This window comes from Amycolatopsis sp. TRM77291 (assembly GCF_054166285.1).
The window spans coordinates 63,691-88,459 of the sequence record NZ_JBSZHF010000001.1 but is presented as its reverse complement, the minus strand read 5'-3'; the positions used below and the strand labels follow the sequence as shown (position 1 = coordinate 88,459).

Below are 24,769 nucleotides of genomic sequence, written 5' to 3'. Positions count from 1 at the left end.
CAAATGGTCACATGTCAAGGCGGTACTCGGTCCTCCGCCCGCACATCCCATAACCGTCCTCTTTGGACGGACTCATGACGCGGACGCCCGACCGTTCGAGATGGCTCGCGTCCCCGTTCGCGAGCGCCTTCAACTGCTCACCGGTCAGCTCGGCGGCGGCCAGCGCGCCCGTCCGCCAGCGCGACGTCCACGCGCCGACCTTCGGCGCGACCAGTGCGACGGCCGCGCGATGGAAATCCCGCAGCGGGCCGGGATCCCCCGCGACGAGCGCGTCCCGGATCGGCAGATAGCCCTCGATCGCGAGATCGCGACGGCGGCGGGCCGCGTCGTCGTCCTCGGGCATCGCGGCGGCCTCCGCGTACGCGTCCGGGTCGGCGAGGAGCGGCGGCGGGAAGGTGAAGACGGCGTCACCCGCTTCGGGGAGCCCGCTGTTCTGCATGAGCACGGTGATCCGCAACCCGTCGCGCTGCACCATCCGGTGAACCGTGCCGGGCGCGAACCACGCGACGACCCCGGGTTCGAGTTCGGTCTCCCGGTAGCCGCCGACGTCGAGCGTCTGCACCGCGCCGCGTCCGCCCGTGACGACGTAGGCCTCGGTGCAGGCGAGATGCAGATGCGGACTGCCGCCGCACACGCCGTCGGCGGCCTCCCATTCGTAGGCGCACAGATGGGACAGGCCGATACCGCCGGGCAAGGGGAACACGGTGAGCTCCTCGGAAGTCGTGCGTTTCCAGGTAGTGCCCGACGCGGTCGCGATCCCAGGCGCCGCCGGCGATCACCACCCGGTAGCGGTAACGGAACCTTTCGCCGGGCGGCAGGGCGAACTCCTCGAAGAACGCCCAGGAGATCGCCACCGTGGGGATGTCGTGCGACCGGACGAACCAGTGCGACTCGTGCCCAGAAAGCGCTTTCTTACGCAGCCCCCGCGCATTCAGAGGACTAAACGCGTGGAGTGGTCAGGGGCGGCGGGTGCGGGTTTCCGCGCGCAGGAACCGGACATCGAGGACCGCGACGGCGGCGGAGACGACCGCCGCCACCAGGCCGAGGTAGCGGCCGAGCCCGGTCCCGATCTCGATACCGGCGGCGGAGAAGATCCCGCGCTGATCGGCGTCGAACTGCCAGTCGAGGGTGGTCCAGCCGAGCACCATCAGCAGCAGCGCGCCGACGGCCGCCATCAGCCACAGATGCGGCAGGCCCGCGCGGCGGACGGCGTCGACGCGGCCGAACAGCACGACGGCCAGCCCGGGCAGGAACAGAAGGAAGAGCGGCGCCCAGGCCAGGAAACCCGCGTGCCACGCGTCGCGCGTGACGTCGTCGGCGGGCAACGTCGTCAGCGCGTCCTCGATCTCCGGGCGCGAGGCGGTCAGCGTCGTCCACGGAAGGAACAAGGCCACCAGCGCGAGCAGCCCGGCCGCGAGGCCGAGCCACTCACGCCAGGTGACCTTCTTCAGAGCGAGATCAGGCACCGACTCGCTCGACGATCAGTTCGCGCACGCGCTTGGCGTCGGCCTGGCCCTTGGTGGCCTTCATGACCGCGCCGACGATCGCCCCGGCCGCGGCCACCTTGCCGCCGCGGATCTTCTCGGCGACGTCGGGCTGCGCGGCCAGCGCCTCGTCGACCGCCGCGATGAGCGCGGAGTCGTCGGAGACGACCTTCAGGCCGCGCTTCTCGACGACCTCGGACGGCGAACCCTCGCCGGCGAGCACGCCCTGCACGACCTCCTTGGCCAGCTTGTTGGTCAGCTCGCCGGCGTTGACCAGCGCGATGACCTCGGCCAGCTGCGCCGGGGTGATCGCCAGCTCGGCCAGCTCGATCTCGCGGGAGTTGGCCTCCTGCGCCAGCGTGTTGACCCACCAGCTACGGGCCTCGTCCGGCGTCGCGCCCGCCTCGACGGTGGCGGCGACCAGGTCGACCGCGCCGACGTTGAGCAGGTCGCGCAGTGCCTCGTCGGTCAGGTTCCACTCGCGCTGGATGCGCTTGCGGCGCTCCGACGGCATCTCCGGCAGCGTCTTGCGCAGCTCCTCGACCCATTCGCGCGACGGTGCGATCGGGACCAGGTCGGGCTCCGGGAAGTACCGGTAGTCCTCGGCGGTCTCCTTGGTGCGGCCCGGCGACGTGGTGCCGTCGGCCTCCTGGAAGTGCCGCGTCTCCTGCTTGATCGAACCGCCCTCGGCGAGGATCGCCGCCTGGCGGGTCATCTCGTAGCGCACGGCGCGCTCGACGCTGCGCAGCGAGTTGACGTTCTTGGTCTCGGTGCGCGTGCCGAATTCGGTCGCGTCCTTGGCCATCAGCGAGACGTTCGCGTCGCAGCGCAGGGAACCCTGGTCCATGCGGACATCGGAGACGTCCAGCGCGCGCAGCAGATCCCGCAGGGCGCTCACGTACGCGCGGGCGACCTCGGGGGCGCGGCCGCCGGTGTGCTCGATCGTCTTGGTGACGATCTCGATCAGCGGCACGCCCGCGCGGTTGTAGTCGAGCAGCGAGTGCTCGGCGCCGTGGATGCGACCGGTGGCGCCGCCGACGTGCAGCGACTTGCCGGTGTCCTCCTCCATGTGCGCGCGCTCGATCTCGACGCGGACGACCTCGCCGTCGTCCAGCGTCACGTCGAGGTAGCCGTTGAAGGCGATCGGCTCGTCGTACTGCGAGGTCTGGAAGTTCTTCGGCATGTCCGGGTAGAAGTAGTTCTTCCGGGCGAACCGGCACCATTCGGCGATCTCGCAGTTGAGCGCGAGACCGATGCGGATCGCGCCCTCGACCGCCTTGCCGTTCACGACCGGCAGCGAACCGGGGAGGCCGAGACAGGTCGGGCACACCTTTGTGTTCGGCTCGCCGCCGAACTCGTTGGCGCAGCCGCAGAACATCTTGGTGTTCGTGTTCAGCTCGACGTGGACCTCGAGGCCCAGCACCGGGTCGAACCGCTCGATGACGTCGGCGTAGTCCATCAACTCAACCACGGCGGTCACTTCTTGCCTCCCAGCTCCGGAACTTCGTGCACCAGCGAGCCACCGTTGGCGGCGTCGCGCGCGACCTCGTAGGCGGCGCCGACGCGGTACAGCCGGTCGTCGGCCATCGCGGGGGCCATGATCTGGAGGCCGACCGGCAGTCCGTCCTCATGCGACAGTCCACTCGGGACACTCATCGCGGCGTTGCCCGCGAGGTTCGAGGGGATGGTGCAGAGGTCCGCCAGGTACATCGCCATCGGGTCGTCGACACGCTCGCCGATCTTGAACGCGGTGGTCGGCGTGGTCGGCGAGACCAGCACGTCCACCTTTTCGTAGGCGGCTTCGAAGTCGCGCGTGATGAGCGTGCGGACCTTCTGCGCCGAGCCGTAGTAGGCGTCGTAGTAGCCCGAGGACAGCGCGTACGTGCCGAGCATGATGCGGCGCTTGACCTCGGGGCCGAAGCCCTTCTCGCGGGTCAGCGACATGACCTCTTCGGCGCTGTGCTCGCCGTCGTCGGACACGCGCAGGCCGTAACGCATGGCGTCGAACCTGGCGAGGTTCGACGAGCACTCGCTCGGCGCGATCAGGTAGTACGCGGGCAGCGCGTAGGTGAAGTTCGGGCACGAGACCTCGACGACCTCGGCACCGAGCGCGCGCAGCTGCTCGACGGCGGCCTCGAAGGACCGCAACACGCCCGGCTGGTAGCCGTCGCCGGCGAATTCCTTCACCACGCCGACGCGGACGCCCTTGAGGTCACCGGTCAGGCCCTGACGGGCCGCGGCGACCACCGGCGGGACCGGCGCGTCGATCGAGGTCGAGTCCATCGGGTCGTATCCGGCGATGACCTCGTGCAGCAGGGCGGCGTCGAGCACCGTCCGCGCGCAGGGGCCGGCCTGGTCGAGCGACGACGAGAAGGCGACGAGACCGTAGCGGGAGACACCGCCGTACGTCGGCTTCACGCCGACGGTGCCGGTGACCGCGCCGGGCTGGCGGATCGAACCCCCGGTGTCGGTGCCGATCGCGATCGCGGCCTCGAACGCCGCGATCGACGCCGAGGAACCACCGCCGGAACCACCCGGGATGCGGGCGTGGTCCCACGGGTTGTGCGTCGGGCCGAACGCGGAGTTCTCCGTGGAGGAGCCCATCGCGAACTCGTCCATGTTGGTCTTGCCGAGCACCACGACACCGGCCTCGCGCAGCTTGCGCGTCACGGTGGCGTCGTACGGCGGGAGCCAGTTCTCCAGGGTCTTCGAACCGACCGTGGTCGGGATGCCCTTGGTGGTCAGCACGTCCTTGAGCGCCAGCGGGACACCGGCGAGCGCCGACTTCGGCGCCTTGCCCTCGGCGACGTCGGCGTCCACCGCGCGGGCCGCGTCGAGCGCGCCCTCGGTGTCGACGTGCAGGAACGCGTGGATGTGGTCGTCGACCTCGGCGATCCGGTCCAGGTGGGCCTGGGTGACCTCGACGGCCGAGACCTCACGGGACTGGATCTTCTCCGCCAGCTCGGCGGCGGTCAGCTTGATGAGTTCGGTCACTGTTCTTCTCCCAGAATCCGCGGCACCCGGAAACGACCGTCTTCGCTGGCCGGCGCACCGGCCAGCGCCTGCTGCTGGGTCAGCCCCGGTCGGACCGTGTCCTCACGGAACACGTTGGTCAGCGGCACGGCGTGCGACGTGGGCGGGACATCCTCGCCTGCGACCTCGCTCACCTTGGCCACCGAGTCCAGGATCTGGTCGAGCTGGCCTGCGAAGACGTCCAGCTCCTCTTCGGTGACGGCAAGCCTGGCCAGCTTGGCGAGGTGTGCGACCTCGTCGCGGGAAATGTTGGGCACGCGGGTGACTCCCGGGGTGTGCTGTGCGGGTTCTGTCGGAAGCTGCAAGTCTATGGTGGCGGCGTCGGCGGACTCGACTGGGTTATGCCGCGGCCTGCGCTCCCATGTCGGGTAAGGAGTGCCTGGTTCGTTATCCCGCGCCCCGGACGTCGGTCCCCATTACCTCGTCCGGTCTGTCACAATCGGCGCCCGGCGTAGCGCGTTCCACGGCGAGGCTGGGACGCCTGAGGCGAGAGGGGCGCGTGTGTCGTTCCTGATCCGGGTCCAATTACCGGACACCCCGGGGACCCTCGGCGCGGTCGCCACCGCGCTCGGCACCGTCGGCGCCGACATCCTGAGCGTGGACGTGGTCGAACGCGGCGGCGGTGTCGCCGTCGACGACCTCGTCGTGGAAATCCCGTCCGGCAGGCTGCCGGACGCGCTCATCACCGCCGCCGAAAGCGTCGACGGGGTCGAGGTCGACGCCGTCCGCCCATACGCCGGGGTGCTGGACACCCATCGCGAACTCGAACTGGTCGAGGAGATCGCCGCGAAGCCCGCCGCGGGGCTGGAGATCCTCGCCGAAGGGGTGCCGCGGATCATCCGGGCGGGGTGGGCCGTCGTCGTCGAGCACGCCGAGGCGGGCGCGATCCGGCTCGCGTCGTCCAACGCCGCGCCCGAGACGCCGATCACCGACCTGCCGTGGCTGCCGCTGGAACGCGCCACCATCCTCGACGCCGAGGAGGCCTGGGTGCCGGAGACGTGGAAGGAACTGGGGACCGAACTCGCGGCGACGCCGCTGGGGAAGCCCGGGAAGGCGCTGCTGGTCGCCCGGCCCGGCGGGCCGAACTTCCGGGCCGCGGAGGTGGCGCGCTTGGCGCACTTCGCGGGGATCGTCGCCGTCGTGCTGGACAGCTGACTTCCGCGTTTCGTCCTCTGGATGCGGTAGTCGGCGTTACGAACTATCGCATCCAGAGGACTAAATGCGGGGGGTCAGGTGAGCTCCAGGCCGTAGGCGATCAGCGTGATCCCGGCATGCGGCTCCCAGTCCCGCTCGGGCAGCCGGACGAAGCCGAGCCGCTCGTAGAGCCGGTGCGCCCGCTCCATCGTGACCAGGCTGCACAGCACCACCCTCGCGACGCCGAGTTCCCGCGCCCGCGCGATGACCGCCCTGGTCAGCGCCTCGCCGATACCGCGCCCGGTCGCCGAGGGCAGCACGCCCAGCATCCGGAACTCCAGCTCGCCCTCGCGGGACAGCTCGGCGAACTCGGTGCCCGGCAGGGCGATGGTGACCGTGCCGACCAGCGTGCCGTCGCCGTCCACCGCGACCAGGAGTTCGGCCAGCTCCGCCCGTTTGGCGGCGTCGACGAGCTCCGCGGCGTAGCCGACGCCGTCGACCAGGCTCCGCTCCGCGGAGTACGCGGCCAGCGTGAGCTCCCCGACCGCCGTCAGCTCCTCGGGGCGGGCGGGCCGGATCTCCAGGTCACTCACCGGCGCCCTCCTCGGTCGGCAGCGCGAGCTCGGCCGCGGCCTCGGGGCCGCTTTCGAGCAGCACGCGGAAGCCGCTCTCGTCGAGCACCGGCACCTTCAGCTGGACGGCCTTGTCGTACTTCGTGCCCGGAGCGTCCCCGACGACGACGAACGCCGTCTTCTTCGACACCGAACCGGCCGCCTTCCCGCCGCGGGCCATGATGTATTCCTTGGCCTCGTCGCGGGAGTAGTCGTTCAGCGAACCGGTGACGACGATGGACAGGCCTTCGAGGTTGCGCGGGATGGACTCGTCGCGCTCCTCCTCCATCCGCACGCCCGCCGCGCGCCATTTCTCGACGATCTCGCGATGCCAGTCGACCTCGAACCACTCCTTCGCCGCGCGGGCGATGGTCGGGCCGACGCCGTCGACGCTGGAGAGCTCCTCCTCCGAGGCGTTCTCGATCCGTTCCAGCGAACCGAATTCCCGTGCGAGCGCCTGCGCCGCCGTCGGGCCGACGTGCCGGATCGACAGGCCGACGATGACCTTCCACAGTGGACGGTCCTTCACCGTCTCCAGGTTGTCCAGCAGCTTGCGCCCGTTGGCCGACAGCTCCCCCGCCTTGGTGCGGAACAGCTCCACCTGGAGCAGCTTTTCCTCGTCCAGCTCGAAGATGTCACCCTCGTCGTGCACGACGCCGGCCTCCAGCAGCGCCACCGCGGCCTCGTAGCCGAGCACCTCGATGTCGAACGCGCCCCGGCCGCCGAGATGGAACAGCCGCTCACGCAGCTGCGCCGGGCAGGACCGCGAATTCGGGCAACGGATGTCGATGTCGCCCTCCTTCTGGTACGCCAGCTCGGTGTCGCAGTTGGGGCAGCGCAACGGCATCACGAACTCGCGCTCCTCGCCGGTGCGCGCGTCGGCGACCGGGCCGAGCACCTCGGGGATGACGTCGCCCGCCTTGCGGATGACGACCTTGTCCCCGATCAGCACGCCCTTGCGCTTGACCTCTTCCTGGTTGTGCAGCGTCGCCATCGCCACCGTGGACCCGGCCACCTTCACCGGCTCCATCACCGCGAACGGGGTGACCCGCCCGGTGCGGCCGACGTTGACCTGGATGTCCAGCAGGGTGGTGATCGCCTCTTCCGGCGGGTACTTGTAGGCGATCGCCCAGCGCGGGGCCCGCGACGTCGTGCCGAGCCGCCGCTGCAGCGCGACCTCGTCGACCTTGATGACGACGCCGTCGATCTCGTGCTCGGCGTCGTGGCGGTGCTCGCCCCAGTATTCGATGTGCTCCAGCAGTTCCTTGCCCGAACCGAGCACCTTGCTGTGCGGCGAGACCGGCAGGCCCCACGCGGCGAGCGCGTCGTACGCCTCGGACTGCCGCTTCGGCTCGAAGCCCTCGCGTTTGCCGAGACCGTGGCAGATCAGCCGCAGGTTGCGCGACTTCGTGATCTTGGGATCCTTCTGCCGCAACGACCCGGCGGCGGTGTTGCGCGGGTTCGCGTACGGATCCTTGCCGGCCTCGACCATCTTCGCGTTCAGCGCCAGGAAATCCTCGACACGGAAGAACACCTCACCGCGGACCTCGACCAGCGCGGGCACCGGGAACTCGTCCGTACCGGTCAGCCGCTCTGGCACCTGCTCCAGCGTGCGGACGTTGAGCGTGACGTCCTCGCCGGTGCGGCCGTCGCCCCTGGTCAGCGCGCGGGTCAGGCGGCCGTTCTCGTACAGCAGGTTGATCGCGAGCCCGTCGATCTTCAGCTCGGCGAGGTACTTCGTCGCGCCGATCTCCTTCTGGACGCGCTCGGCCCAGGCCTCGAACTCGCCGGTGTCGAAGACGTTGTCCAGGCTGAGCATGCGCTCGAGGTGGTCGTGCGCGACGAACTCGGTGGAGAACGTGCCGCCGACGTTCTGCGTCGGCGACTCCGGCGTCACCAGCCCCGGGTGCTCGTCCTCGATGGCCTGGAGCTCGTTGAGCAGCTCGTCGAACTGGCCGTCGGACACGATCGGTGAATCCAGCACGTAGTACCGGAACTGGTGACCGCGGATCTCCTCCGCCAATTCGGCATGCCTTTCGCGGACGTCGGCCGGGACGTCCGTGACATCCTGCACGGGCTCGGGATTCTGGGGAAGTTCGCTGCTCACGGGGGTGACTCTAGTCGGAGGCACCGACATTTTCGGACAGCCTGCCGACCACCTCGCGCAGTTCCAGCAGGGTCAGCTGCCCCTCCTGGGCCTCGGTCACCAGCTCGACCTTGCCCAGCCGTTCGGCCGCGACCCGCTCACCCAGCGTGGCGTCCAGCGGCAGGAAGGTCATGGTCGTCCGGGTCTCCGGCGCGAGCTCGTCGATCAGCGGATGGAACACAGTCACGTCCACCCGACCGGCCGATTCGTCCACCTTCGCGGTCACCCGCACGTCGGCGAGCGCGATCCGGGTCTCGCCGAGGTTGACGGTGACCTCACTCGGATCGGGGACCGGCGGCACCGAGTCGTGGTACTCCCAGATGGCGTCCTCCGGCGGCGCCGCGGCCTTCCACGCGTCGGTGTACGGGCGCAGTTCCGGATCCTCCTGGCCGGTCAGCACCAGCGAGTAGATCGCCCGGTGCCCACGATCGAGGGAAAAGTGCAGCCGGGGGTGCAGTGCCTCGACGATGGTGCAGAGGTCGTGTTCCACCCGATGCGGTTCACGATCGCCGAGCGCGGCGCTGACCTCGGGCAGGAGCGCGAACCATGCTTCCCAGAACTTCTCCGCCGCGGCGGCCGCGTCCTCGGGGACCGGCTGCTCCGGCCAGGCGGTGCGGGGGTCGGGAACGTCCTCGGTTTTGCGGGAGCGGCGGAACAAACGCATGACGGGCACGCTACCGCGCCGCTCACCAGCCTTCAGGCGGTTCGGTGAAAGCCTTGCCCGCCTCCCGGCTGAGCGTGAGCGCGCGGCGCATCCAGTCGGGGGTGGCGCCCGCGAGACCGCACGCCGGGGTCGGCACGACCCGTTCGGCGAGGATCTCGCGGCGGAAGCCCAGCCGGTCGACGAGTTTGAACACGGGCGTGACCACGTCGCGCAGTTCCAGCGGGGCCCCGGGATCGGTCGTGGGGACGAGGCCGAGCATCAGCGTCGTGCCGGAATCCAGCGCCTCGCCGATCTCGTCCAGCTGCGCGGGCGATGCGCCCTTCAGCAAGGTGAAATCGAAGGCGATCGCCTGCGCCCCCGCCGCGCGCAGCAACGGGATCGGCGGCTTTTCGGCGCAGCAGTGCACCGCGACCGGCTGACCGGTGACGCGTTCCGCCCCGGAGATCACCGTCGACAGCAGCTCGCGCGCCTCCGGGGCGGGCACGGCGGGAACGGTGCCGTAGCCGGACGCCGTCGGGAGGTCGCCGGCGAGGACCGCGGGCAGCGACGGTTCGTCGAACTGGATCACCACCGGCGCGCCGATCCGCGACTTCAGTTCCGCGACGTGCCCCGCCAGTCCGTCGAGCAGCGACGCGGCGAAATCGCGCAGCGCGCCCTTGTCGGTGAGGATCCGGTGCCCGCGCGGGAGCTCGACGTTCGCGGCGAGCGTCCACGGCCCGGCGACCTGGATCTTGAAGGCGGGCGGCGCGGCGCCCGCCTTCTCCCGCGCCTCCTGGACGGCGTCGAGGTCCCAGTTCATCAGGTCGACCGCGCGACGGTGGTCGTGCCCGGGACGGGCGGCGACCCGGTAGCCGCTCGGCACCACCTCGACGGCGAGGTCGACCAGCAGCGCCGCCGTCCGGCCGATCATGTCGGCCCCGACGCCGCGGGCGGGAAGTTCGGGCATACAGGGGAATTCGGGCAGTTCGCCGAACACGATCGAAGCGGCCTCGACCGGATCGGTGCCGGGAAGGGAACCGATCGCGGTGGCCGCGCCAGGGGGCCAAGGTCGTTCGTTCACACCCGGATTCTCCCCTTGGTCCGGCCTGAGAGGACGGCGGGGCGGGGGAGGACACGGACATTCGGCGCAATTGCCCTCGGCGAGCCCGATCCGGGGCCCGGCGCATTACGCTGACCTGCCATGACGAGCTCCCCACAGCCCGCCGGCTGGTATCCCGACCGGCAGAACCCCCGGCTGTACCGGTGGTGGGACGGGCAGGCCTGGACCGCGGACACGCGGCCGTCGCACGACGCCGAGATGATCGAGCTGGACGTCGAAGGCGCGCACGACCCCGCCAAGATCCGGGCGCAGGCGGCGAGGGGCACCCAAGGCCGCGGCGTCGGTGCCGCCGGCGGCGGGACGCTGTTCTCCGAACCCGTGCTGGTGGTCAACCAGCGCGCGAAACTCATCGAGATGGCCAACGAGTTCGGGGTGTTCGACCAGAACGGCAACCGCCTCGGCGGCGTCGTCCAGGTCGGGCAGAGCACGCTGAAGAAGGCCATCCGGCTGCTCACCAATTACGACCAGTTCCTGACCCATCGCTTCGAGATCCGCGACGCGAACCACAGCACCGTGCTGAAGGTGACGCGGCCGGCGAAGGTGTTCAAATCCCGGTTCCTGGTGACGAAGGCCGACGACTCCCCGATCGGCGAGATCGTGCAGGAGAACGTCTTCGGCAAGATCCGGCTGGGGTTCGTGGTCGACGGGCGGAAGGCCGGCGGGATCTTCGCGGAGAACTGGCGGGCGTGGAACTTCGCGATCAAGGACGAGGCGGACGTCGAGATCGCGCGGATCACGAAGACGTGGGGCGGTTTCGTGAAGGCCGCGTTCACCACCGCCGACAACTACGTCGTCGAGATCCACCGGCCGCTGCGGGATCCGCTGGCGTCGATGGTGGTGGCCTCGGCGCTGACCATCGACACGGCCCTGAAGCAGGATGACAAGGGCTGAGCGCCGTCTACCGCGTTTCGTCCTCTGGATGCGGTAGTTGCACGCGCAAGGACCGCATCCAGCGGACTAAACGCGAGCGAGTGACCGGGGTCTCATACTCCCGAAGTGGACACTCGGCTTCCGGCGGCACAAAGTGGAGTGACTGAGGCGGCACGCTGGAGTGCGTCCGGGACGGAGGGTCACCATGGAGCCGTTGCCCGAAGACGGCGAACGGGACTGGGCCGAGCCAGGCGTCTACACGGTCACGCCCGGCGTCCACCGGATCCCCCTCCCCCTGCCGCACGACGCGTTGCGCGCGGTCAACGTCTACGTCGTCACCGACGGGACCCGCCTGGTCCTCGTGGATTCGGGCTGGGCGCTGGAGTCGGCGCGCGAACGGCTTTCGCGCGGGTTGAAGGCGCTCGGCGCCGATCTCGGCGACATCGACGAATTCCTGATCACCCACGTGCATCGCGACCACTACACCCTCGCCGTGGAACTGCGCCGCGAATTCGGCGGCACGCTCGGGCTCGGGAAGCGGGAGGAGCCGTCGCTGGTCCGCTCCGGCGACCCGGACCGTTTCCCGATGGAGGCGCAGGTCGGCCTGCTCGAACGCTGCGGCGCGGGGCCGGTCGTCGAGGAACTCGCCAAGGCCTTCGGCGGTGTCCGGCACACCGAGGCGCATCTGTGGGAACAGCCCGACGAGTGGCTCGTCCCCGGCAAACGCCCGATCGTGCCCGGTCGCGAGTTCGACATCGTGCACACGCCCGGCCACACGGACGGGCATGTCGTCTTCGTCGACGAAGAGGCAGGGCTGGTGTTCTCCGGCGACCACGTGCTGCCGCACATCACGCCGTCCATCGGCTTCCAGCCGGTGCCCACGGAGCTGCCGCTGAGGGACTACCTCGACTCCCTGCGCCTGGTTCGCGAGATGCCGGACCGGCGCATGCTGCCCGCGCACGGGCCGGTCACCGGCAGCGTCCACGCCCGTGTCGACGAACTGCTGGAGCACCACCGGGACCGGCTCGAAGTCATGGGCGCCGAGATCACCGCGGAAGTCACGACCGCGTACGAGGTCGCGCTGCGGCTGGGCTGGACGCGGAGGCGGCGCAAACTTCCCGACATGGACCCGTTCAACCAGATGCTCGCCGTACTCGAGACCGGCTCGCATCTGGATCTGCTGGTGGCCCAAGGGAAACTCACCGCGGCCGAGACCGACGGGGTGCGACACTACGCCTCATGATCATCCGTGAAGCGCACCGGGAAGACGTCGCGGCGATCGTCGGGATGCTCGCCGACGACCAGATCGGCAGCACCCGTGACTCCGCCGACGACCTCACGCCGTACCTCGAAGCCTTCGAGCAGATCGACGCCGATCCGGCGCACCTGCTGATCGTCGCCGACGACGGCGGGGAGGCCGTCGGCACGCTCCAGTTGTCGATCATTCCCGGCCTGGCCAGGAAAGGCGCGCTGCGCGGGCAGATCGAGGCCGTCCGGGTGCGGGCGAGCCATCGCGGCTCCGGCCTCGGCGGCGAGCTGATGCGGTGGGCGATCGACGAATCACGGCGGCGGGGCTGCGCCCTCGTCCAGCTGACGTCGGACGTGAAACGCGAGGACGCGCACCGGTTCTACGAGCGCCTCGGTTTCGAGGCCACGCACACCGGCTTCAAGCTGAAGTTCTAGTCCCCCGCCGCATTTAGTCCTCTCGATGCGGCGGCCGGCGGTATGGCACCCCACCGTGTCGCGAAAGCCACTTTCGGTGAACCAGAGTTCCCGATGGTGGCTTTCACGACACGCCACGTTTGCCCTACCCCTCAATAGAACCATCATTGCCACTCACAACCCCCGGACAAAGCACCCAAATCGGNTTCGGGACATCAGACGTCGCGAAAGTGGCTTTCGCGACACGCCTTCGAGCGGGATATCGAGGGGCCGTGAGCACGTGCCCACAGCATTTCGTCCTCTGGATGCGGTAGTTGCACGCGCAAGGAACGCATCCAGAGGACAAAATGCGGGACGGGGCTAGCGGGTGCCGGAGATCTTCGCGCTGCCGAGCACGAGGTCGCCTTCGGCCGCATCGGTGCGGTACAGCACGACGACCTGCCCCGGCGCGACGCCGCGCAGCGGCTCACGCAGCTGGATGGTCACCGAGTCACCGGAAGCCTCCGCGACGGCCTCGACGATCCCGCCGTGCGCGCGCACCTGGATGACGCATTCGGTCGGGCCGTCCAGCGGCCGCTCGCTCGGCCAGATCGGGCGGTCCGCCTCGATCACGTTCACGCCGAGGTCCCGCGCGGAACCGACCTTCACGGTGCCCGAAACCGGCTCCAGCGAGAGCACGTAACGCGGCCGCCCGTCCGGCGCCGGCGCCTCGATGCCGAGCCCCTTGCGCTGCCCGACGGTGAAACCGTGCACGCCGGTGTGCTCACCGAGCACGGCGCCGGTCTCGGCGTCGACGAGCTGCCCGGGACGCTGGCCGAGCCGCTTCTCCAGGAAGCTCTTCGTGTCCCCGTCCGGGATGAAGCAGATGTCGTGGCTGTCCGGCTTCTTCGCCACCGAAAGGCCACGGCTCGCGGCCTCGGCGCGCACGTCGGTCTTCCACGAATCGCCCAGCGGGAACAGTGAATGCCGCAGCTGCTCCGGGGTGAGCGAAGCCAGCACGTACGACTGGTCCTTGCCCGTGTCGACGCTGCGCCGCAGCTCCGGCACACCGTCCACAAGGGACAGACGGGCGTAGTGCCCGGTGGCGACGGCGTCGAACCCGAGCGCCATCGCCTTGTCCAGCAGCGCCTCGAACTTGATCTTCTCGTTGCAGGTGACGCACGGGTTCGGCGTCCGGCCCGCGGCGTACTCGCCGACGAAGGTCTCGATGACCTCTTCGGTGAACCGCTCGGCGAAGTCCCAGATGTAGAAGGGGATGCCGAGGATGTCCGCGGCGCGCCGCGCGTCACCGGAGTCCTCGATCGTGCAGCAGCCACGGGATCCGGTGCGCAGCGTGCCGGGCTTCGCCGACAGCGCCAGGTGCACGCCGACGACCTCGTGCCCGGCGTCCACGGCGCGCGCGGCGGCCACCGCCGAGTCCACTCCCCCGCTCATCGCGGCCAGTACGCGCATCTTCCTCACACCTCTTGCTTCTGCGTCTGCTTGCGCATTCCGGCGAGCCCCGCCTGCCTCGCCCTGTCGACGACGCCCGCGATCTCCCTCGAAACCGCTTCAACGTCTTCCGGTGCCGAGGTATGCCCGAACGAGAACCGCAGCGACCCGCGCGCGGCCGCGGGTTCGGCACCCATGGCCAGCAGCACGTGGCTCGGCTGCGCGACACCCGCCGTGCACGCCGAACCGGTGGAACATTCGATGCCCTTGGCGTCCAAGAGCATCAACAGGCTGTCACCCGCGCAACCGGGGAAGGTGAAATGGGCGTGCGTGGGCAGCCGTTCGCCCTCGCCGCCGTTGAGCACCACGTCCGGCACCTCGCGCCGGACGGCCTCGATCAGGTCGTCCCGCAGCTCGGCCACGCGTTTGGCGTATTCCTCGCGGCCGTCGACCGCGACCTTCACCGCCGTCGCGAAGGCGATCACCGCGGGGACGTCGAGCGTGCCCGAACGCACGGCGCGCTCCTGGCCGCCGCCGTGCAGGACCGGCACGCACGCGGTGTCGCGGCCGAGCAGCAGCGCGCCGACGCCGTACGGGCCGCCCAGCTTGTGCGCGGTGAGGGTCAGCGCCGCGGCGCCGCTTTCGGTGAAGTCGACCGGCACCGCGCCGACGGCCTGGACGGCGTCGGTGTGCAGCGGGATCTCGTGCCCGGCGCAGACGGCGGCGAGCTCGGCGACCGGGTTGACCGTGCCGACCTCGTTGTTCGCCCACATCACGGTGACCAGCGCGACCGTCTCGGGGCTGTCGCCGATGGCGGTGCGCAGCGACTCGGGGGTGACCCGGCCCGCCTGGTCGACCTCGACCCAGGTGATCTCGGCGCCCGCGTGCTGCTCCAGCCACTCGACGGACTCGAGGACCGCGTGGTGCTCGACGGTGCTGCACAGCACCCTGTTCCGCTTCGGGTCCTCGCCGTTGCGGGCCCAGAAGATGCCCTTGACCGCGAGGTTGTCGCTCTCCGTGCCACCGGCGGTGAAGATCACCTCGGACGGCCGGGCGCCCAGCGCCTCAGCGATCACCTCGCGGGCTTCTTCGACCCGGCGGCGCGCCCGGCGCCCCGAGGAATGCAGCGCGGAGGCGTTGCCCACTGTGGACAGCGCCTCGGACATCGCCGCTACGGCTTCGGGCAACATCGGGGTGGTCGCCGCATGGTCGAGATAGGTCATCGCGTCTTTCAGGGTAGCCCGTTCCGGGGCGTGACCAAGCCCACCCTTGGTCAGGGGGTGGCGGCGCTCATACCCGACGGCCACCGGCCGGTCAGCCGCACCCCGAGCAGCGCGATGCCGGTCAGCACTACCGAAAGCACCAAGATCGCCACCGAAGGCTCCTTCGCCGACGCCAGCGAAGCGAGCAGAACACCGCCCAAACCGATGGTCAGAGCCGATCCGACCCAGTCGCCGAGCTGCAGCGCCGAGGTGTTGAACCCGCGTTCGGCCTCGGGCGAGTAGCGGAGCAGCAGAACCGAGATCGCGGGCATCGCGATCCCCATCCCGGAGCCGCCGACGGCCGACGCCACGAACGCCATCCAGCCGGGGAAGGAGGGCAGCGGGACGAAGACGAAGATCGCCAGACCGGCCGCGACCAGCGCGAACCCGGTCCGCAGCGACGCTTCACGGGACCAGTCGAGCATGCGGCCCTGCAGCATCGACCCCGCCGACCAGCCCAGCGCGGTCACCGTCAGCGGCAGCCCCGCCAGCGCGGGGCTGTAGCCGTGGACCTCGGTCATCGTGAGCGGCAGGTAGGCCTCCATCCCGGCGTACGCGCCCGCGATCAGCGCGCGGGAGGCGATCACTGTCGGCAACCCCGGCCGCGACGTCAGCGTCCCGGCGGGCAGGAGTTTGCGGAGCGCGTACCCGAGGGCGGCCAGACCGGCGCCACCGTAGGCCAGCGCCGGGAGAGACGGGTGCTGCGCCGCCCAGGTGAGCGCGGCGACACCGAGGGCGGCGACCACCGCGGGCACGACTCCCGCCCGGCCGGCGGATTCGCCGGGTACGTGGGCCGGCAGCTTGCGCGTGACGACGACCAGCAGCGCGAGCCCGATCCCGGTGAGCGGGATCAGCCCGAGGAACACCCAGCGCCAGCCGACGCTCACGGTCACCACGCCCGCGATCGAAGGCCCGATCACCGCGGGCAGGACCCACGCGGCGGCGTTGGCGGCGTAGATCACCGGGCGTTCGCGGTCGCTGAAGGTGAGCGCGATCAGCAGCGACACCGAGACCAGCAGGAGCCCGGAACCGAAGCCCTGCAATCCCCTGCCGAGCAGGAGCAGCGGCATGTCGTGCGCGAGTCCCGCGACGAGCAGGCCGGCGGCGAACAACGCGGTACCGGCGAGCAGCGCGGGCGCCGGGCCCTTGCGGTCGCCGAGACGTCCGGAAAGGACGGTCGCGACCACGCTGGCGACCAGGAACGTGGTGAACGGCCAGGCGTACAGCGCGAGGCCGTCGAGATCGGCCACCATCGTCGGCATCGCGGTGGCGACGCCCATGCTCTCGAACGCGATGAGCGTGACCATGAGCAGCAGCCCGATGGTGGTCACGCGGTGTTCAGGTGTCCAGAGCACACCCTTCGGCTTGGCCTCGTCCCCAGTGATCGTCATACGACGAGCCTGCAACCTCCAGCCCGGTGGAGGTCAAGCTCAAGACACCGACTCCAGGCGCAGCTCACGCGCCAGCACGGCGGCCTCGCCGCGCGACGTGACCTCCAGTTTCCCCAAGATCTTCCGCACGTGGAACTTCACCGTGTGCTCGGTCAGCGCCAGCTCTTCGGCGATCTGCCGGTTGCGTTTCCCGCGCGCGATCCCGGCGAGGACTTCGAGTTCGCGCGGGTTCAGCCGGTCGAGCGGGCGCAGTTCCGGCGTCTCCTGGACGCCGAGCGGCAGGACCGCGGTGATCGTGGTCCCCCAATCGGGTACGGCGTCGACCTCCCAGCGGCCGCCGAGCGGGGTGATCCGCTCGGTGAGACCGGTGGCGGGCACGGCGCGGGCGACATCCGGGCCGTCGTCGCGCACGGTGACCCGGAGGTGCTGCCCGTCGATCCGCCAGGACGCCCGGACCCGGCCGGCGCCCCGCTCCAGCGCGGCGAGCACGAGGCCGCGCGAGACCGTGCGCGCGGTGTGCGGGCGGGAAGATCACGCTGACGCTGGAGTGACCGCCACCGCACGCCGCCGCCGCTGCACCGGGATCTGCACCCGGCCGAGCGCCGCCTGCACTGCGGATTCCGCCAGCGCGGCCAGTTCCCGCCGGTCGGCGGCGCGGCCCGGCGCGATCTCCGGGCACACGTGCACCTCCAGCACCAGACCGCGCAGCGCCGCGACCCGCCGCAGCGAAGCGATGAGCGACTCCGGCCCGATGAACGCCGGCTGGGTCGTCTCCCGCCCGTCGGCGAGCCGGAACCGCAGCGCGAGCGGCCGCACCGGGACCCCGCCGTCGATCGCGGCCTGGAAGGTCGCCGGGCGGAACCGGCCGGAGCCGAGACCGCACCAGGTGGTGCCTTCCGGCGTCACGCTCACGAGTGATCCGCCGCGCATCGCGTCGGCGAGTTCGTCCATCGTCGCGGGCAGGCTCCGCAGGTTCTCCCGGTCGAGGAAGATGCTGCCGCCGCGGCGCACCAGCAGGCCGAGCACCGGCCAGGCGCCGACCTCCTTCTTGGCGAGCGCCCGCATCGGCTGGACGGCGTTGACCGCGATGATGTCCAGCCACGAGATGTGGTTGTTCACCACGAGCGCGCCACGGCCGGGCACGGCACGGAACCGCTCGTCGCCGAGCACGCGCAGCTTCACCCCGAAGGATTTCAAGATCCCGACGAAGAGCAGGCGCACCAACCGTTCCCGGGGCATACCGCGCAGCACGAGCACCAGCGGCGCCGACAGGAAGGCGCCGAAGATGACGCCGATCGCCGCGGTGAACCGCAGGACGCGCCGGCCGAACGCCACCGTCGGCGCCCCTTCGCTCAGGCAGCCGTCGCCGCACGGCGACTTCGGCATCCAGGCGTGGGTCATCCCTGCACTCCCAGGAAGTACTTGAGGTATCGCTCGTCGACGTTGTGCAGATCCAGCAGGACGAAGAAGTCCGCGACACCGAAATCCGCGTCGAGCGCGGGCGGGCCGTAGATCTTCGCACCCAGGCGGGTGTAGCCCTTGATGAGCGGCGGGAGGATCGCGCGGGCGGGCCGCTCGACACCCTCGGTCCGCCACGGGTTGAGCGGCGTCACCCGAAGGGATTCATCCGCGTAGTGCTTGGCGCGCAGGACATCCCAGACGCCCGCCGCGTAGGCTCCGCCGTCGGTCAGCGGCACGGAGGCGCAGCCCGCGAGATACCGGTGGCCCGCCAGCAGCATGTAGCGCCCGATCCCCGCCCAGACGAGGCTCACCACGGCGCCGCTGCGGTGATCGGGATGCACGCACGAACGCCCCGTCTCGACCAGCGAAGGCCGCAGCGAATCGAGCGCGGTGAGATCGAATTCGCTGTCGGAGTAAAGCTTTCCCGCCCGCGCGGCCCGATCGGGCGGCAGCATCCGGTACGTGCCCACGATCTCGCCGGTGTTGTCGTCCCGCACCACGAGGTGGTCGCAGAACTCGTCGAAGTAGTCGACGTCGAGCCCGGGTTCGAGGGAATTGAGCGTCGCCCCCATTTCCTCGGCGAACACCTGATGGCGAAGGCGTTGCGCGGCAACGACTTCTTCGTTCCCGTTCGCCACGAGAAGGGAGTAACGCGGCGCATCGGCCGGGAGTTCGACACCTGCCTGGTCAGTACTGACGAGGAGCTGTGACGTCGTCATGACCCAGGTCTACCCCTCAGGGGGTACCAACGACAATGCGCCCGATGGCCGAATAGTGCACGTTCAGTTAATTGCGGGTTCTCAGGGTTCTCTCAGGCTGGAAGATCACTTTCGGATCACAGAAAAGGGACCGCCCGGGAAATAAATCCCGGACGGTCCCGCTTCGAACGAAGGACTCAGCCCTTGCGCTTCTGGACCTCTTCGGTCAGCTGCGGCGCGACGTTGAACAGGTCGCCCACCACACCGAAGTCGGCGATCTCGAAGATCGGCGCCTCGGCGTCCTTGTTGACCGCGATGATGGTCTTCGAGGTTTGCATACCCGCGCGGTGCTGGATCGCGCCGGAGATGCCGAGCGCGATGTACAGCTGCGGCGAGACCGTCTTACCGGTCTGGCCGACCTGGAACTGCGCCGGGTAGTAGCCCGAGTCGACGGCGGCGCGGGAAGCACCGACGGCGGCACCGAGCGAGTCGGCGAGCGCCTCGACGACGTCGAACTTGTCGGCCGAGCCGACACCGCGGCCACCGGAGACGACGACCGAGGCCTCGGTCAGCTCCGGCCGGTCGCCGCCGACGATCGGCTCGACGCCGGTGATCCTGGCGGACTTCGCCGGGTCACCCGCGGGGACCTCGACGGTCTCCTCGGCGGCGGCACCCTCGGCCGGGGCCGCCTCGACCGCGCCCGGGCGGACCGAGATGACCGGGATGCCCTTGGTGGACTTGGACTTCACCGAGAACGCGCCACCGAAGATGGACTGGTCGACGCTGCCGTCGCCGTTCACGCCGACGGCGTCGTACAGCAGACCGGAGCCGAGGCGGACCGCGACCCGGGCGGACACCTCCTTGCCTTCGGCGCTGGCCGCGACGAGCACGGCGGCCGGGGAGGTCCGCTCCGCGAGCGCGGCGAGGACGTCCACCTTCGGGGTGACCAGGAAGCCGGTGGCGTTGTCGCCCTCGGCGACGTACACCTTGGCGGCGCCGTGCGCGGCGAGGGCTTCCTTCGCCTTGGCGGCGGTGCCGGTCGGGCCGACGACGACCGCGGACGGCTCACCCAGTTCACGAGCGGCGGTCAGCAGCTCGAGCGTGACCTTCTTGACTTCACCGTCGACGTGGTCGACGAGGACGAGTACTTCAGCCATTTCCCTATTCCTCCTCGAAACCTGTCTCAGATGAGCTTCTGCGCGACCAGGTAGGCGGCCACCTTGCTGCCGCCGTCACCCTCGTCCTCGACGCGCTCGCCGGCGGTGCGCGGCGGCTTCGGGGAGGCTTCGAGCACGGACGACCAGGCGTTGCCGAGGCCGACCTCGCCGGCGTCGACGCCGAGGTCCGCGACGGTCAGCGTCTCGACCGGCTTCTTCTTCGCGGCCATGATGCCCTTGAAGGAGGGGTAGCGCGGCTCGTTGATCTTCTCGCCGACGCTCACCACCGCGGGCAGGTTCGCCTCGAGGTGCGTGACGCCGTCCTCGGTGTAGCGGTCGGCCTTGATCAAGGTGCCCTCGACGGTCAGCTCGTTCACGTGGGTCAGCTGCGGCAGGCCGAGCAGCTCGGCGATGATCGCCGGCACGGCGCCACCGCGGCCGTCGGAGGCCTCGTTACCGGTGATGACCAGGTCGAAGCCTTCGACCTTCGAGATCGCGGCGGCGAGCACCTTGGCGGTGGCGATCGCGTCGGAGCCGTGCAGGGCCTCGTCGGAGACGTGGATGGCCTTGTCGGCACCCATGGACAGCGCCTTGCGGATCGCGTCGGTCGCGCGGTCGGGACCCACCGAGACGACGGTGACCTCGCCCTCGCCGGCTTCCTTGATCTTCAGGGCTTCTTCGACGGCCTTCTCGTTGATCTCGTCGAGCACGGCGTCGGCGGATTCGCGGTCAAGAGTGTTGTCGGCACCGGAGAGCTTCCGCTCCGAGTAGGTGTCCGGTACCTGCTTGACCAGGACAACGATGTTCGTCATGGGTCTACTTCGACCTCCCGTTGGTGGCCGGCGTCGGCCACGGGGCAACAGCTCTACTGGCCGGTAGATTAGGGCCATTTCAGCGCCGCGGCCCCCCGAGGTGACCTCATTCACCTGGATGCACGTTTTAATGGGACCATCGTCCAGGTAATTCACCCGTAAGTGAGTGTTACCGGCCGACTAACCCGAACGGCCGTATTCCGGGGTACTCGCGCCGAGGGCAAGGCGATAGCCTGCCCGACCATGCGTTCCATGCCCGGCCCCGTCGCCGTGATCACGGACTCCACCGCCTGCCTCCCCGCCCCGGTCGCCGAACGCTGGGGAATCGGCGTCGTTCAGGTGCAACTGCAGGTCGGAGAGCAGTTCGACGAAGAGAACCGCTACGACCGCGAGGAGATCATCGGCCATCTGCGCGCCGGAACCCCGGTGAAGACGGCGCCGCCCGAGGTCGCCGCGTTCTTCTGGGCGTTCCAGGACGCCGCGAGCAAGGGCGCCTCCGCGATCGTCAGCATCCACATCTCGGGCCGCATGTCGGAGACGGTGAACGCCGCCCGCGAGGCCGCCCAGCAGGTGAACGTCCCGGTGCACGTCCTCGACAGCGGGACCACCGGGATGAGCCTCGGTTTCGCGGCGACCTCGGCGGCCAAGGTCGCCGCCGCCGGCGGGCAGGCCACCCGGGTGATCGACGCGGCCGAACGCCGGTTCCGCGGCAGCCGGGAGATCCTCTACGTCGACACGCTGGAGTTCCTGCGCCGCGGCGGCCGGATCGGCGCCGCGCAGGCCTTCCTCGGCTCGGCGTTCTCGATCAAACCCCTGCTGACGGTGAAGAACGGCGAGGTCGCCCCGCTGACCCGGGTCCCGGGCCAGCGGCGGGCGCTCAACAAACTCGTCGACCTCGCGGTGGAGTGCGCGGGCGATCAGGACGTGGAGGTCGCCATCACCCGGTTCGGCCCGGACGAACGCGATCTCGAGATCGGCGGACGGCTGCGGGCGCGGCTGCCGCATATGGTCGACAGCACCCTGGTGGACGCCAGCATGATCCTCGGCGCCCACCTCGGCCCCGGCGCCATCGGCATCACGGTGTCGCCGGTGTGACCCGCTTCGACGGGATCAGCGCCAGCACGATCGGGAGCACCGCGCCCAGCGCCGTCGTCACGACGATCAGCACCTGGTCCACCGGCTCGAAATGCGAGACGTGCCCCAGGTGGTAGAGGAAGTGCGGGAGCCCGAAACAGAAGGTGGCGAGCGCGGCGAGCCTGGCCACGGCGGTCGTCCCGATCACGGCGGCGCCGATCAGGATCGCGGATAGCGCCAGGTTGAGGCCGCCGAAGTCCTGGATCAGGTGTTCGTTGAAGGGGCCGTCCATCGCCACCCAGCCGGTGCGGAACCCCGGGAAGTCCCGGTAGAAGCCCTCCGGGCTGATCAGCGGCCACAGCCCGACGGGCAGTTCGATGAGACCGAAGACGACGAGCAGTACGCGGGTGAATGTCCGTTGCATACCTCCTGGACTGGACAGCGCCGCGAAACGTGACACGCGGGCCGAAGTGACCGGCCGGTAGGGTCGCGGCGTGACCACCCCAGCCACCAGGGCCGAAGCGCTGCACCTCACCGGTGAACGCACCGTGCCGGGCATCGCCGAGGAGAACTACTGGTACCGCCGCCACGAGGCCGCGTATCAACAGCTCCTGCCCTTGTGCGCGGGCAAGACCGTCCTGGAGGCAGGGTGCGGCGAGGGCTACGGCGCCGGGCTCATCGCCACGGTCGCCGAGCGGGTGCTCGCCCTCGACTACGACGTCCCCACCACGGAGCACGTCGCCCGCCGCTACCCCGGCATCGGCGTGGCCAGGGCGAACCTGGTGTTCCTGCCGCTGCGGGACGCCTCGATCGACGTCGTCGCCAACTTCCAGGTGATCGAGCACCTTTGGGACCAGGCCGCCTTCCTCGCCGAATGCCGCCGCGTGCTCGCCCCCGGCGGACGCCTGATCGTCACCACCCCCAACCGGCTGACCTTCACCCCGGACAGCGACACCCCGCTCAACCCGTTCCACACCAGGGAACTCGCACCGTCCGAATTGGACGGACTGCTGCGTGACGCCGGTTTCGAGGTCGAGACGCTGCACGGCCTCCACCACGGCGAGGGCGTCGCGAAGCTGGACGCCAAGTACGGCGGCTCGATCATCGACGCGCAGCTCGACGTCGTCATGGGGCAGCTGCCCGGGCAGGCGACCTGGCCTGCCGAACTGCTCGCCGACGTCGAAGCCATCCAGGCCACGGACTTCGCGATCCACGGCGAAGACCTCGACGCCAGCCTCGACCTCGTGGCCGTGGCGGTGCGCGGATGAGCGAGTACGAAGGCACGTTCTGCCTCGTCGTGCACAGCCACCTGCCGTGGCTGCCGCACCACGGGTCCTGGCCGGTCGGCGAAGAATGGCTCTACCAGGCGTGGGCGCACTCCTACCTGCCGATGGTCGACCTCCTGCGCCGCTTCGCCGACGAGGGCCGCGAAGACGTCCTCACCCTCGGGATGACGCCGATCCTCGCCGCCCAGCTCGACGACCCGTACTGCATCGACGCCTTCCACGACTGGCTCGGGCATTGGCAGCTGCGCTCCTGGCACGCGTCCACGCTGTGGCGCGGCGACCCGCTGCTGCGCGAGCTCGCGGCGAGCGAGTACCGGACGGCGCTCAGGGCATCGGAAGAACTCGAAACCCACTGGCGGCACGGTTTCTCGCCGATCCTTCGGTCCTTTGTGGACAACGGGACGATCGAACTGCTCGGCGGCCCCCTGGCGCATCCGTTCCAGCCGCTGCTCGATCCGGCGGTCCGCGACTTCATGCTGCGCGGCGGGCTGACCGACACCGCGCTGCGGATCGGGCGCCGTCCCGAAGGCATTTGGGCACCTGAATGCGGCTACGCGCCCGGAATGGAGGCCGGATACGCCGCCGCGGGCGTCCAGCGGTTCATGGTCGACGGGCCGTCCCTGCACGGTGACACGTCGGCGGCACGGACCGTCGGCGATTCCGACGTCGTCTGCTTCGGCCGCGACCTCGAAGTCACGTACCGCGTCTGGTCGCCGAAGGCCGGCTACCCCGGCCACGCCGCGTACCGCGACTTCCACACCTGGGCGCACGAAGTCGGCCTCAAACCGTCCAGGGTGACCGGCAAGACCGTCGAGCCACCGGACAAGGCGCCGTACGACCCGGCGATGGCGACGGCCACCCTCGGCGGCCACGTCCAGGACTTCGTCGACACCGTCGTCGCCCGCCTGCGTTCGCTCAAGGCCGAGCACGGCCGCGAATCGCTCGTCGTCGCCGCGTACGACACCGAACTCTTCGGACACTGGTGGCACGAGGGCCCGGCCTGGCTCGAAGGTGTCCTGCGCGCGCTGCCCGAGGCGGGCGTCCGCGTCACCACGCTCAAGGGCGCGCTCGAAGCGGGTCACCTCGGCGGGAAGGTCGATCTCCCGGCGTCGTCGTGGGGCTCGGGCAAGGACTGGCGGGTCTGGGACGGCGAGCAGGTCGCCGACATGGTGCGGGACAACGCCGCGCTGCAGCACCGGATGCTGGACCTGGTCACCGGGATGGACACGACGACCCGCGACGCCGTCCGCGACCAGGCCGTCGCCGAGGCGATGCTGGCGCTGTCGAGCGACTGGGCGTTCATGGTCACCAAGGATTCCGCCGCCGACTACGCGCGGCGGCGGGCGAAGGTGCACACCGAACGGTTCGACACGCTCGCCGGCCTGCTCCGCGAGGGCGCGCTCGACCGCGCGCGGGAGACCGCGGCCGCGTTCCGGCGCGACGACGGACCGTTCGGCCACGTCGACGCGCGTGATCTGCTGAGGAAATGACGAA

General features: G+C 70.1%; 24 protein-coding genes and 2 pseudogenes. 7 read left to right on the top strand and 19 right to left on the bottom strand.

Annotation, left to right across the window (positions count from 1 at the left end; all coding sequences use genetic code 11):
* Positions 1-7: 7 nt before the first annotated feature.
* From ACXIZN_RS00475 to gatC, 6 genes and pseudogenes are all read right to left on the bottom strand, one after another.
* Positions 8-703 (bottom strand): cupin, encoded by a 696-nt coding sequence (locus ACXIZN_RS00475; protein ID WP_457951804.1) that lies wholly within the window; start codon positions 701-703, stop codon positions 8-10.
* Between the two features lie 46 nt (positions 704-749).
* Positions 750-920, bottom strand: a pseudogene (locus ACXIZN_RS00470) (DUF6807 family protein); the annotation flags it as partial.
* 36 nt (positions 921-956) lie between these two features.
* Positions 957-1,466, bottom strand: coding sequence for a hypothetical protein (locus ACXIZN_RS00465; protein WP_457951803.1), 510 nt, complete (start codon positions 1,464-1,466; stop codon positions 957-959).
* Positions 1,459-2,964, bottom strand: coding sequence for an Asp-tRNA(Asn)/Glu-tRNA(Gln) amidotransferase subunit GatB (gene gatB / locus ACXIZN_RS00460; RefSeq protein ID WP_240600545.1), 1,506 nt, complete (start codon positions 2,962-2,964; stop codon positions 1,459-1,461). The genes ACXIZN_RS00465 and gatB overlap by 8 nt, the downstream gene beginning before the upstream one ends.
* Complete coding sequence (gene gatA / locus ACXIZN_RS00455) at positions 2,961-4,478, bottom strand: Asp-tRNA(Asn)/Glu-tRNA(Gln) amidotransferase subunit GatA (protein WP_457951802.1); 1,518 nt, start codon at positions 4,476-4,478, stop codon at positions 2,961-2,963. The genes gatB and gatA overlap by 4 nt, the downstream gene beginning before the upstream one ends.
* Positions 4,475-4,774, bottom strand: a complete 300-nt coding sequence (gene gatC, locus ACXIZN_RS00450) for an Asp-tRNA(Asn)/Glu-tRNA(Gln) amidotransferase subunit GatC (protein WP_457951800.1) — start codon at positions 4,772-4,774, stop codon at positions 4,475-4,477. The genes gatA and gatC overlap by 4 nt, the downstream gene beginning before the upstream one ends.
* Before the next feature lie 244 nt (positions 4,775-5,018).
* Here gatC and ACXIZN_RS00445 point away from each other — a divergent pair, with 244 nt between their 5' ends.
* Positions 5,019-5,672 carry an ACT domain-containing protein gene (locus ACXIZN_RS00445; protein WP_034315734.1) on the top strand — a complete coding sequence of 218 codons (654 nt, stop codon included), beginning with the start codon at positions 5,019-5,021 and terminating at the stop codon, positions 5,670-5,672.
* A 74-nt stretch (positions 5,673-5,746) separates the two neighbouring features.
* Here the strand turns inward: ACXIZN_RS00445 and ACXIZN_RS00440 are convergent, their stop codons facing one another.
* From ACXIZN_RS00440 to ACXIZN_RS00425, 4 genes are read right to left on the bottom strand one after another with little or no spacing between them, the layout of a single operon-like run.
* A complete protein-coding gene (locus ACXIZN_RS00440) occupies positions 5,747-6,244 on the bottom strand; it encodes a GNAT family N-acetyltransferase (protein WP_457951798.1) in 498 nt (165 codons plus the stop codon).
* The gene (gene ligA, locus ACXIZN_RS00435) at positions 6,237-8,399 is read right to left on the bottom strand and encodes an NAD-dependent DNA ligase LigA (RefSeq protein ID WP_457951796.1); all 2,163 of its coding nucleotides are present in this window, start codon (positions 8,397-8,399) and stop codon (positions 6,237-6,239) included. The genes ACXIZN_RS00440 and ligA overlap by 8 nt, the downstream gene beginning before the upstream one ends.
* The gene (locus tag ACXIZN_RS00430; RefSeq protein WP_457951795.1) at positions 8,380-9,072 is read right to left on the bottom strand and encodes a hypothetical protein; all 693 of its coding nucleotides are present in this window, start codon (positions 9,070-9,072) and stop codon (positions 8,380-8,382) included. Before ACXIZN_RS00430 ends, ligA begins: the two co-directional genes overlap by 20 nt.
* A gap of 22 nt (positions 9,073-9,094) precedes the next feature.
* Complete coding sequence (locus ACXIZN_RS00425) at positions 9,095-10,132, bottom strand: methionine synthase (RefSeq protein WP_457951794.1); 1,038 nt, start codon at positions 10,130-10,132, stop codon at positions 9,095-9,097.
* A 120-nt stretch (positions 10,133-10,252) separates the two neighbouring features.
* On the opposite strand from ACXIZN_RS00425, the gene ACXIZN_RS00420 reads away from it, so the two are divergent.
* The 3 genes from ACXIZN_RS00420 to ACXIZN_RS00410 all read left to right on the top strand — a co-directional run bounded on the left by ACXIZN_RS00420 (position 10,253) and on the right by ACXIZN_RS00410 (position 12,724).
* On the top strand, positions 10,253-11,062 hold the full coding sequence (locus tag ACXIZN_RS00420; RefSeq protein ID WP_457951793.1) for a phospholipid scramblase-related protein: 810 nt from the start codon (positions 10,253-10,255) through the stop codon (positions 11,060-11,062).
* A 184-nt stretch (positions 11,063-11,246) separates the two neighbouring features.
* Complete coding sequence (locus ACXIZN_RS00415) at positions 11,247-12,284, top strand: MBL fold metallo-hydrolase (RefSeq protein ID WP_457951792.1); 1,038 nt, start codon at positions 11,247-11,249, stop codon at positions 12,282-12,284.
* Positions 12,281-12,724 (top strand): N-acetyltransferase family protein, encoded by a 444-nt coding sequence (locus tag ACXIZN_RS00410; protein ID WP_457951790.1) that lies wholly within the window; start codon positions 12,281-12,283, stop codon positions 12,722-12,724. The genes ACXIZN_RS00415 and ACXIZN_RS00410 overlap by 4 nt, the downstream gene beginning before the upstream one ends.
* A 339-nt stretch (positions 12,725-13,063) precedes the next feature.
* Here ACXIZN_RS00410 and mnmA read toward each other — a convergent pair whose 3' ends face one another.
* From mnmA to ACXIZN_RS00370, 8 genes and pseudogenes are all read right to left on the bottom strand, one after another.
* A complete protein-coding gene (mnmA, locus tag ACXIZN_RS00405) occupies positions 13,064-14,155 on the bottom strand; it encodes a tRNA 2-thiouridine(34) synthase MnmA (protein ID WP_457951789.1) in 1,092 nt (363 codons plus the stop codon).
* 5 nt (positions 14,156-14,160) lie between these two features.
* On the bottom strand, positions 14,161-15,357 hold the full coding sequence (locus ACXIZN_RS00400) for a cysteine desulfurase family protein (protein WP_457951788.1): 1,197 nt from the start codon (positions 15,355-15,357) through the stop codon (positions 14,161-14,163).
* A gap of 50 nt (positions 15,358-15,407) precedes the next feature.
* A complete protein-coding gene (locus ACXIZN_RS00395; RefSeq protein ID WP_457951786.1) occupies positions 15,408-16,802 on the bottom strand; it encodes an MFS transporter in 1,395 nt (464 codons plus the stop codon).
* A gap of 24 nt (positions 16,803-16,826) precedes the next feature.
* Positions 16,827-17,306, bottom strand: a pseudogene (locus ACXIZN_RS00390) (helix-turn-helix transcriptional regulator); the annotation flags it as partial.
* Positions 17,307-17,318: 12 nt separating this feature from the next.
* On the bottom strand, positions 17,319-18,188 hold the full coding sequence (locus tag ACXIZN_RS00385; protein WP_457951785.1) for a lysophospholipid acyltransferase family protein: 870 nt from the start codon (positions 18,186-18,188) through the stop codon (positions 17,319-17,321).
* Positions 18,185-18,967, bottom strand: coding sequence for a GNAT family N-acetyltransferase (locus tag ACXIZN_RS00380; protein WP_257484789.1), 783 nt, complete (start codon positions 18,965-18,967; stop codon positions 18,185-18,187). Before ACXIZN_RS00380 ends, ACXIZN_RS00385 begins: the two co-directional genes overlap by 4 nt.
* A gap of 176 nt (positions 18,968-19,143) precedes the next feature.
* Positions 19,144-20,103, bottom strand: coding sequence for an electron transfer flavoprotein subunit alpha/FixB family protein (locus ACXIZN_RS00375; RefSeq protein ID WP_126734520.1), 960 nt, complete (start codon positions 20,101-20,103; stop codon positions 19,144-19,146).
* A 26-nt stretch (positions 20,104-20,129) separates the two neighbouring features.
* On the bottom strand, positions 20,130-20,915 hold the full coding sequence (locus tag ACXIZN_RS00370) for an electron transfer flavoprotein subunit beta/FixA family protein (RefSeq protein WP_457951783.1): 786 nt from the start codon (positions 20,913-20,915) through the stop codon (positions 20,130-20,132).
* Positions 20,916-21,158: 243 nt separating this feature from the next.
* Here ACXIZN_RS00370 and ACXIZN_RS00365 point away from each other — a divergent pair, with 243 nt between their 5' ends.
* Complete coding sequence (locus ACXIZN_RS00365) at positions 21,159-22,010, top strand: DegV family protein (protein ID WP_457951781.1); 852 nt, start codon at positions 21,159-21,161, stop codon at positions 22,008-22,010.
* Here ACXIZN_RS00365 and ACXIZN_RS00360 read toward each other — a convergent pair.
* A complete protein-coding gene (locus ACXIZN_RS00360) occupies positions 21,991-22,413 on the bottom strand; it encodes a hypothetical protein (RefSeq protein ID WP_457951779.1) in 423 nt (140 codons plus the stop codon). The genes ACXIZN_RS00365 and ACXIZN_RS00360 overlap by 20 nt on opposite strands.
* Positions 22,414-22,483: 70 nt before the next feature.
* On the opposite strand from ACXIZN_RS00360, the gene ACXIZN_RS00355 reads away from it, so the two are divergent.
* Both ACXIZN_RS00355 and ACXIZN_RS00350 read left to right on the top strand, forming a co-directional pair.
* Positions 22,484-23,257: a methyltransferase domain-containing protein gene (locus ACXIZN_RS00355; RefSeq protein WP_457951778.1), complete on the top strand. Its 774-nt coding sequence runs from the start codon at positions 22,484-22,486 to the stop codon at positions 23,255-23,257.
* The gene (locus ACXIZN_RS00350; RefSeq protein WP_457951776.1) at positions 23,254-24,765 is read left to right on the top strand and encodes a 1,4-alpha-glucan branching protein domain-containing protein; all 1,512 of its coding nucleotides are present in this window, start codon (positions 23,254-23,256) and stop codon (positions 24,763-24,765) included. The genes ACXIZN_RS00355 and ACXIZN_RS00350 overlap by 4 nt, the downstream gene beginning before the upstream one ends.
* Positions 24,766-24,769: the final 4 nt, after the last annotated feature.

Excerpts from the sequence above, each read along its gene's own strand:
- ligA (WP_457951796.1), bottom strand. The coding sequence starts at position 8,399 with ATGTCGGTGCCTCCGACTAGAGTCACCCCCGTGAGCAGCGAACTTCCC.
- ACXIZN_RS00430 (WP_457951795.1), bottom strand. The coding sequence starts at position 9,072 with ATGCGTTTGTTCCGCCGCTCCCGCAAAACCGAGGACGTTCCCGACCCC.
- ACXIZN_RS00420 (WP_457951793.1), top strand. The coding sequence starts at position 10,253 with ATGACGAGCTCCCCACAGCCCGCCGGCTGGTATCCCGACCGGCAGAAC.
- ACXIZN_RS00415 (WP_457951792.1), top strand. The coding sequence starts at position 11,247 with ATGGAGCCGTTGCCCGAAGACGGCGAACGGGACTGGGCCGAGCCAGGC.
- ACXIZN_RS00410 (WP_457951790.1), top strand. The coding sequence starts at position 12,281 with ATGATCATCCGTGAAGCGCACCGGGAAGACGTCGCGGCGATCGTCGGG.
- mnmA (WP_457951789.1), bottom strand. The coding sequence starts at position 14,155 with ATGCGCGTACTGGCCGCGATGAGCGGGGGAGTGGACTCGGCGGTGGCC.
- ACXIZN_RS00400 (WP_457951788.1), bottom strand. The coding sequence starts at position 15,357 with ATGACCTATCTCGACCATGCGGCGACCACCCCGATGTTGCCCGAAGCC.
- ACXIZN_RS00385 (WP_457951785.1), bottom strand. The coding sequence starts at position 18,188 with ATGACCCACGCCTGGATGCCGAAGTCGCCGTGCGGCGACGGCTGCCTG.
- ACXIZN_RS00380 (WP_257484789.1), bottom strand. The coding sequence starts at position 18,967 with ATGACGACGTCACAGCTCCTCGTCAGTACTGACCAGGCAGGTGTCGAA.
- ACXIZN_RS00375 (WP_126734520.1), bottom strand. The coding sequence starts at position 20,103 with ATGGCTGAAGTACTCGTCCTCGTCGACCACGTCGACGGTGAAGTCAAG.
- ACXIZN_RS00370 (WP_457951783.1), bottom strand. The coding sequence starts at position 20,915 with ATGACGAACATCGTTGTCCTGGTCAAGCAGGTACCGGACACCTACTCG.
- ACXIZN_RS00365 (WP_457951781.1), top strand. The coding sequence starts at position 21,159 with ATGCGTTCCATGCCCGGCCCCGTCGCCGTGATCACGGACTCCACCGCC.
- ACXIZN_RS00360 (WP_457951779.1), bottom strand. The coding sequence starts at position 22,413 with ATGCAACGGACATTCACCCGCGTACTGCTCGTCGTCTTCGGTCTCATC.
- ACXIZN_RS00350 (WP_457951776.1), top strand. The coding sequence starts at position 23,254 with ATGAGCGAGTACGAAGGCACGTTCTGCCTCGTCGTGCACAGCCACCTG.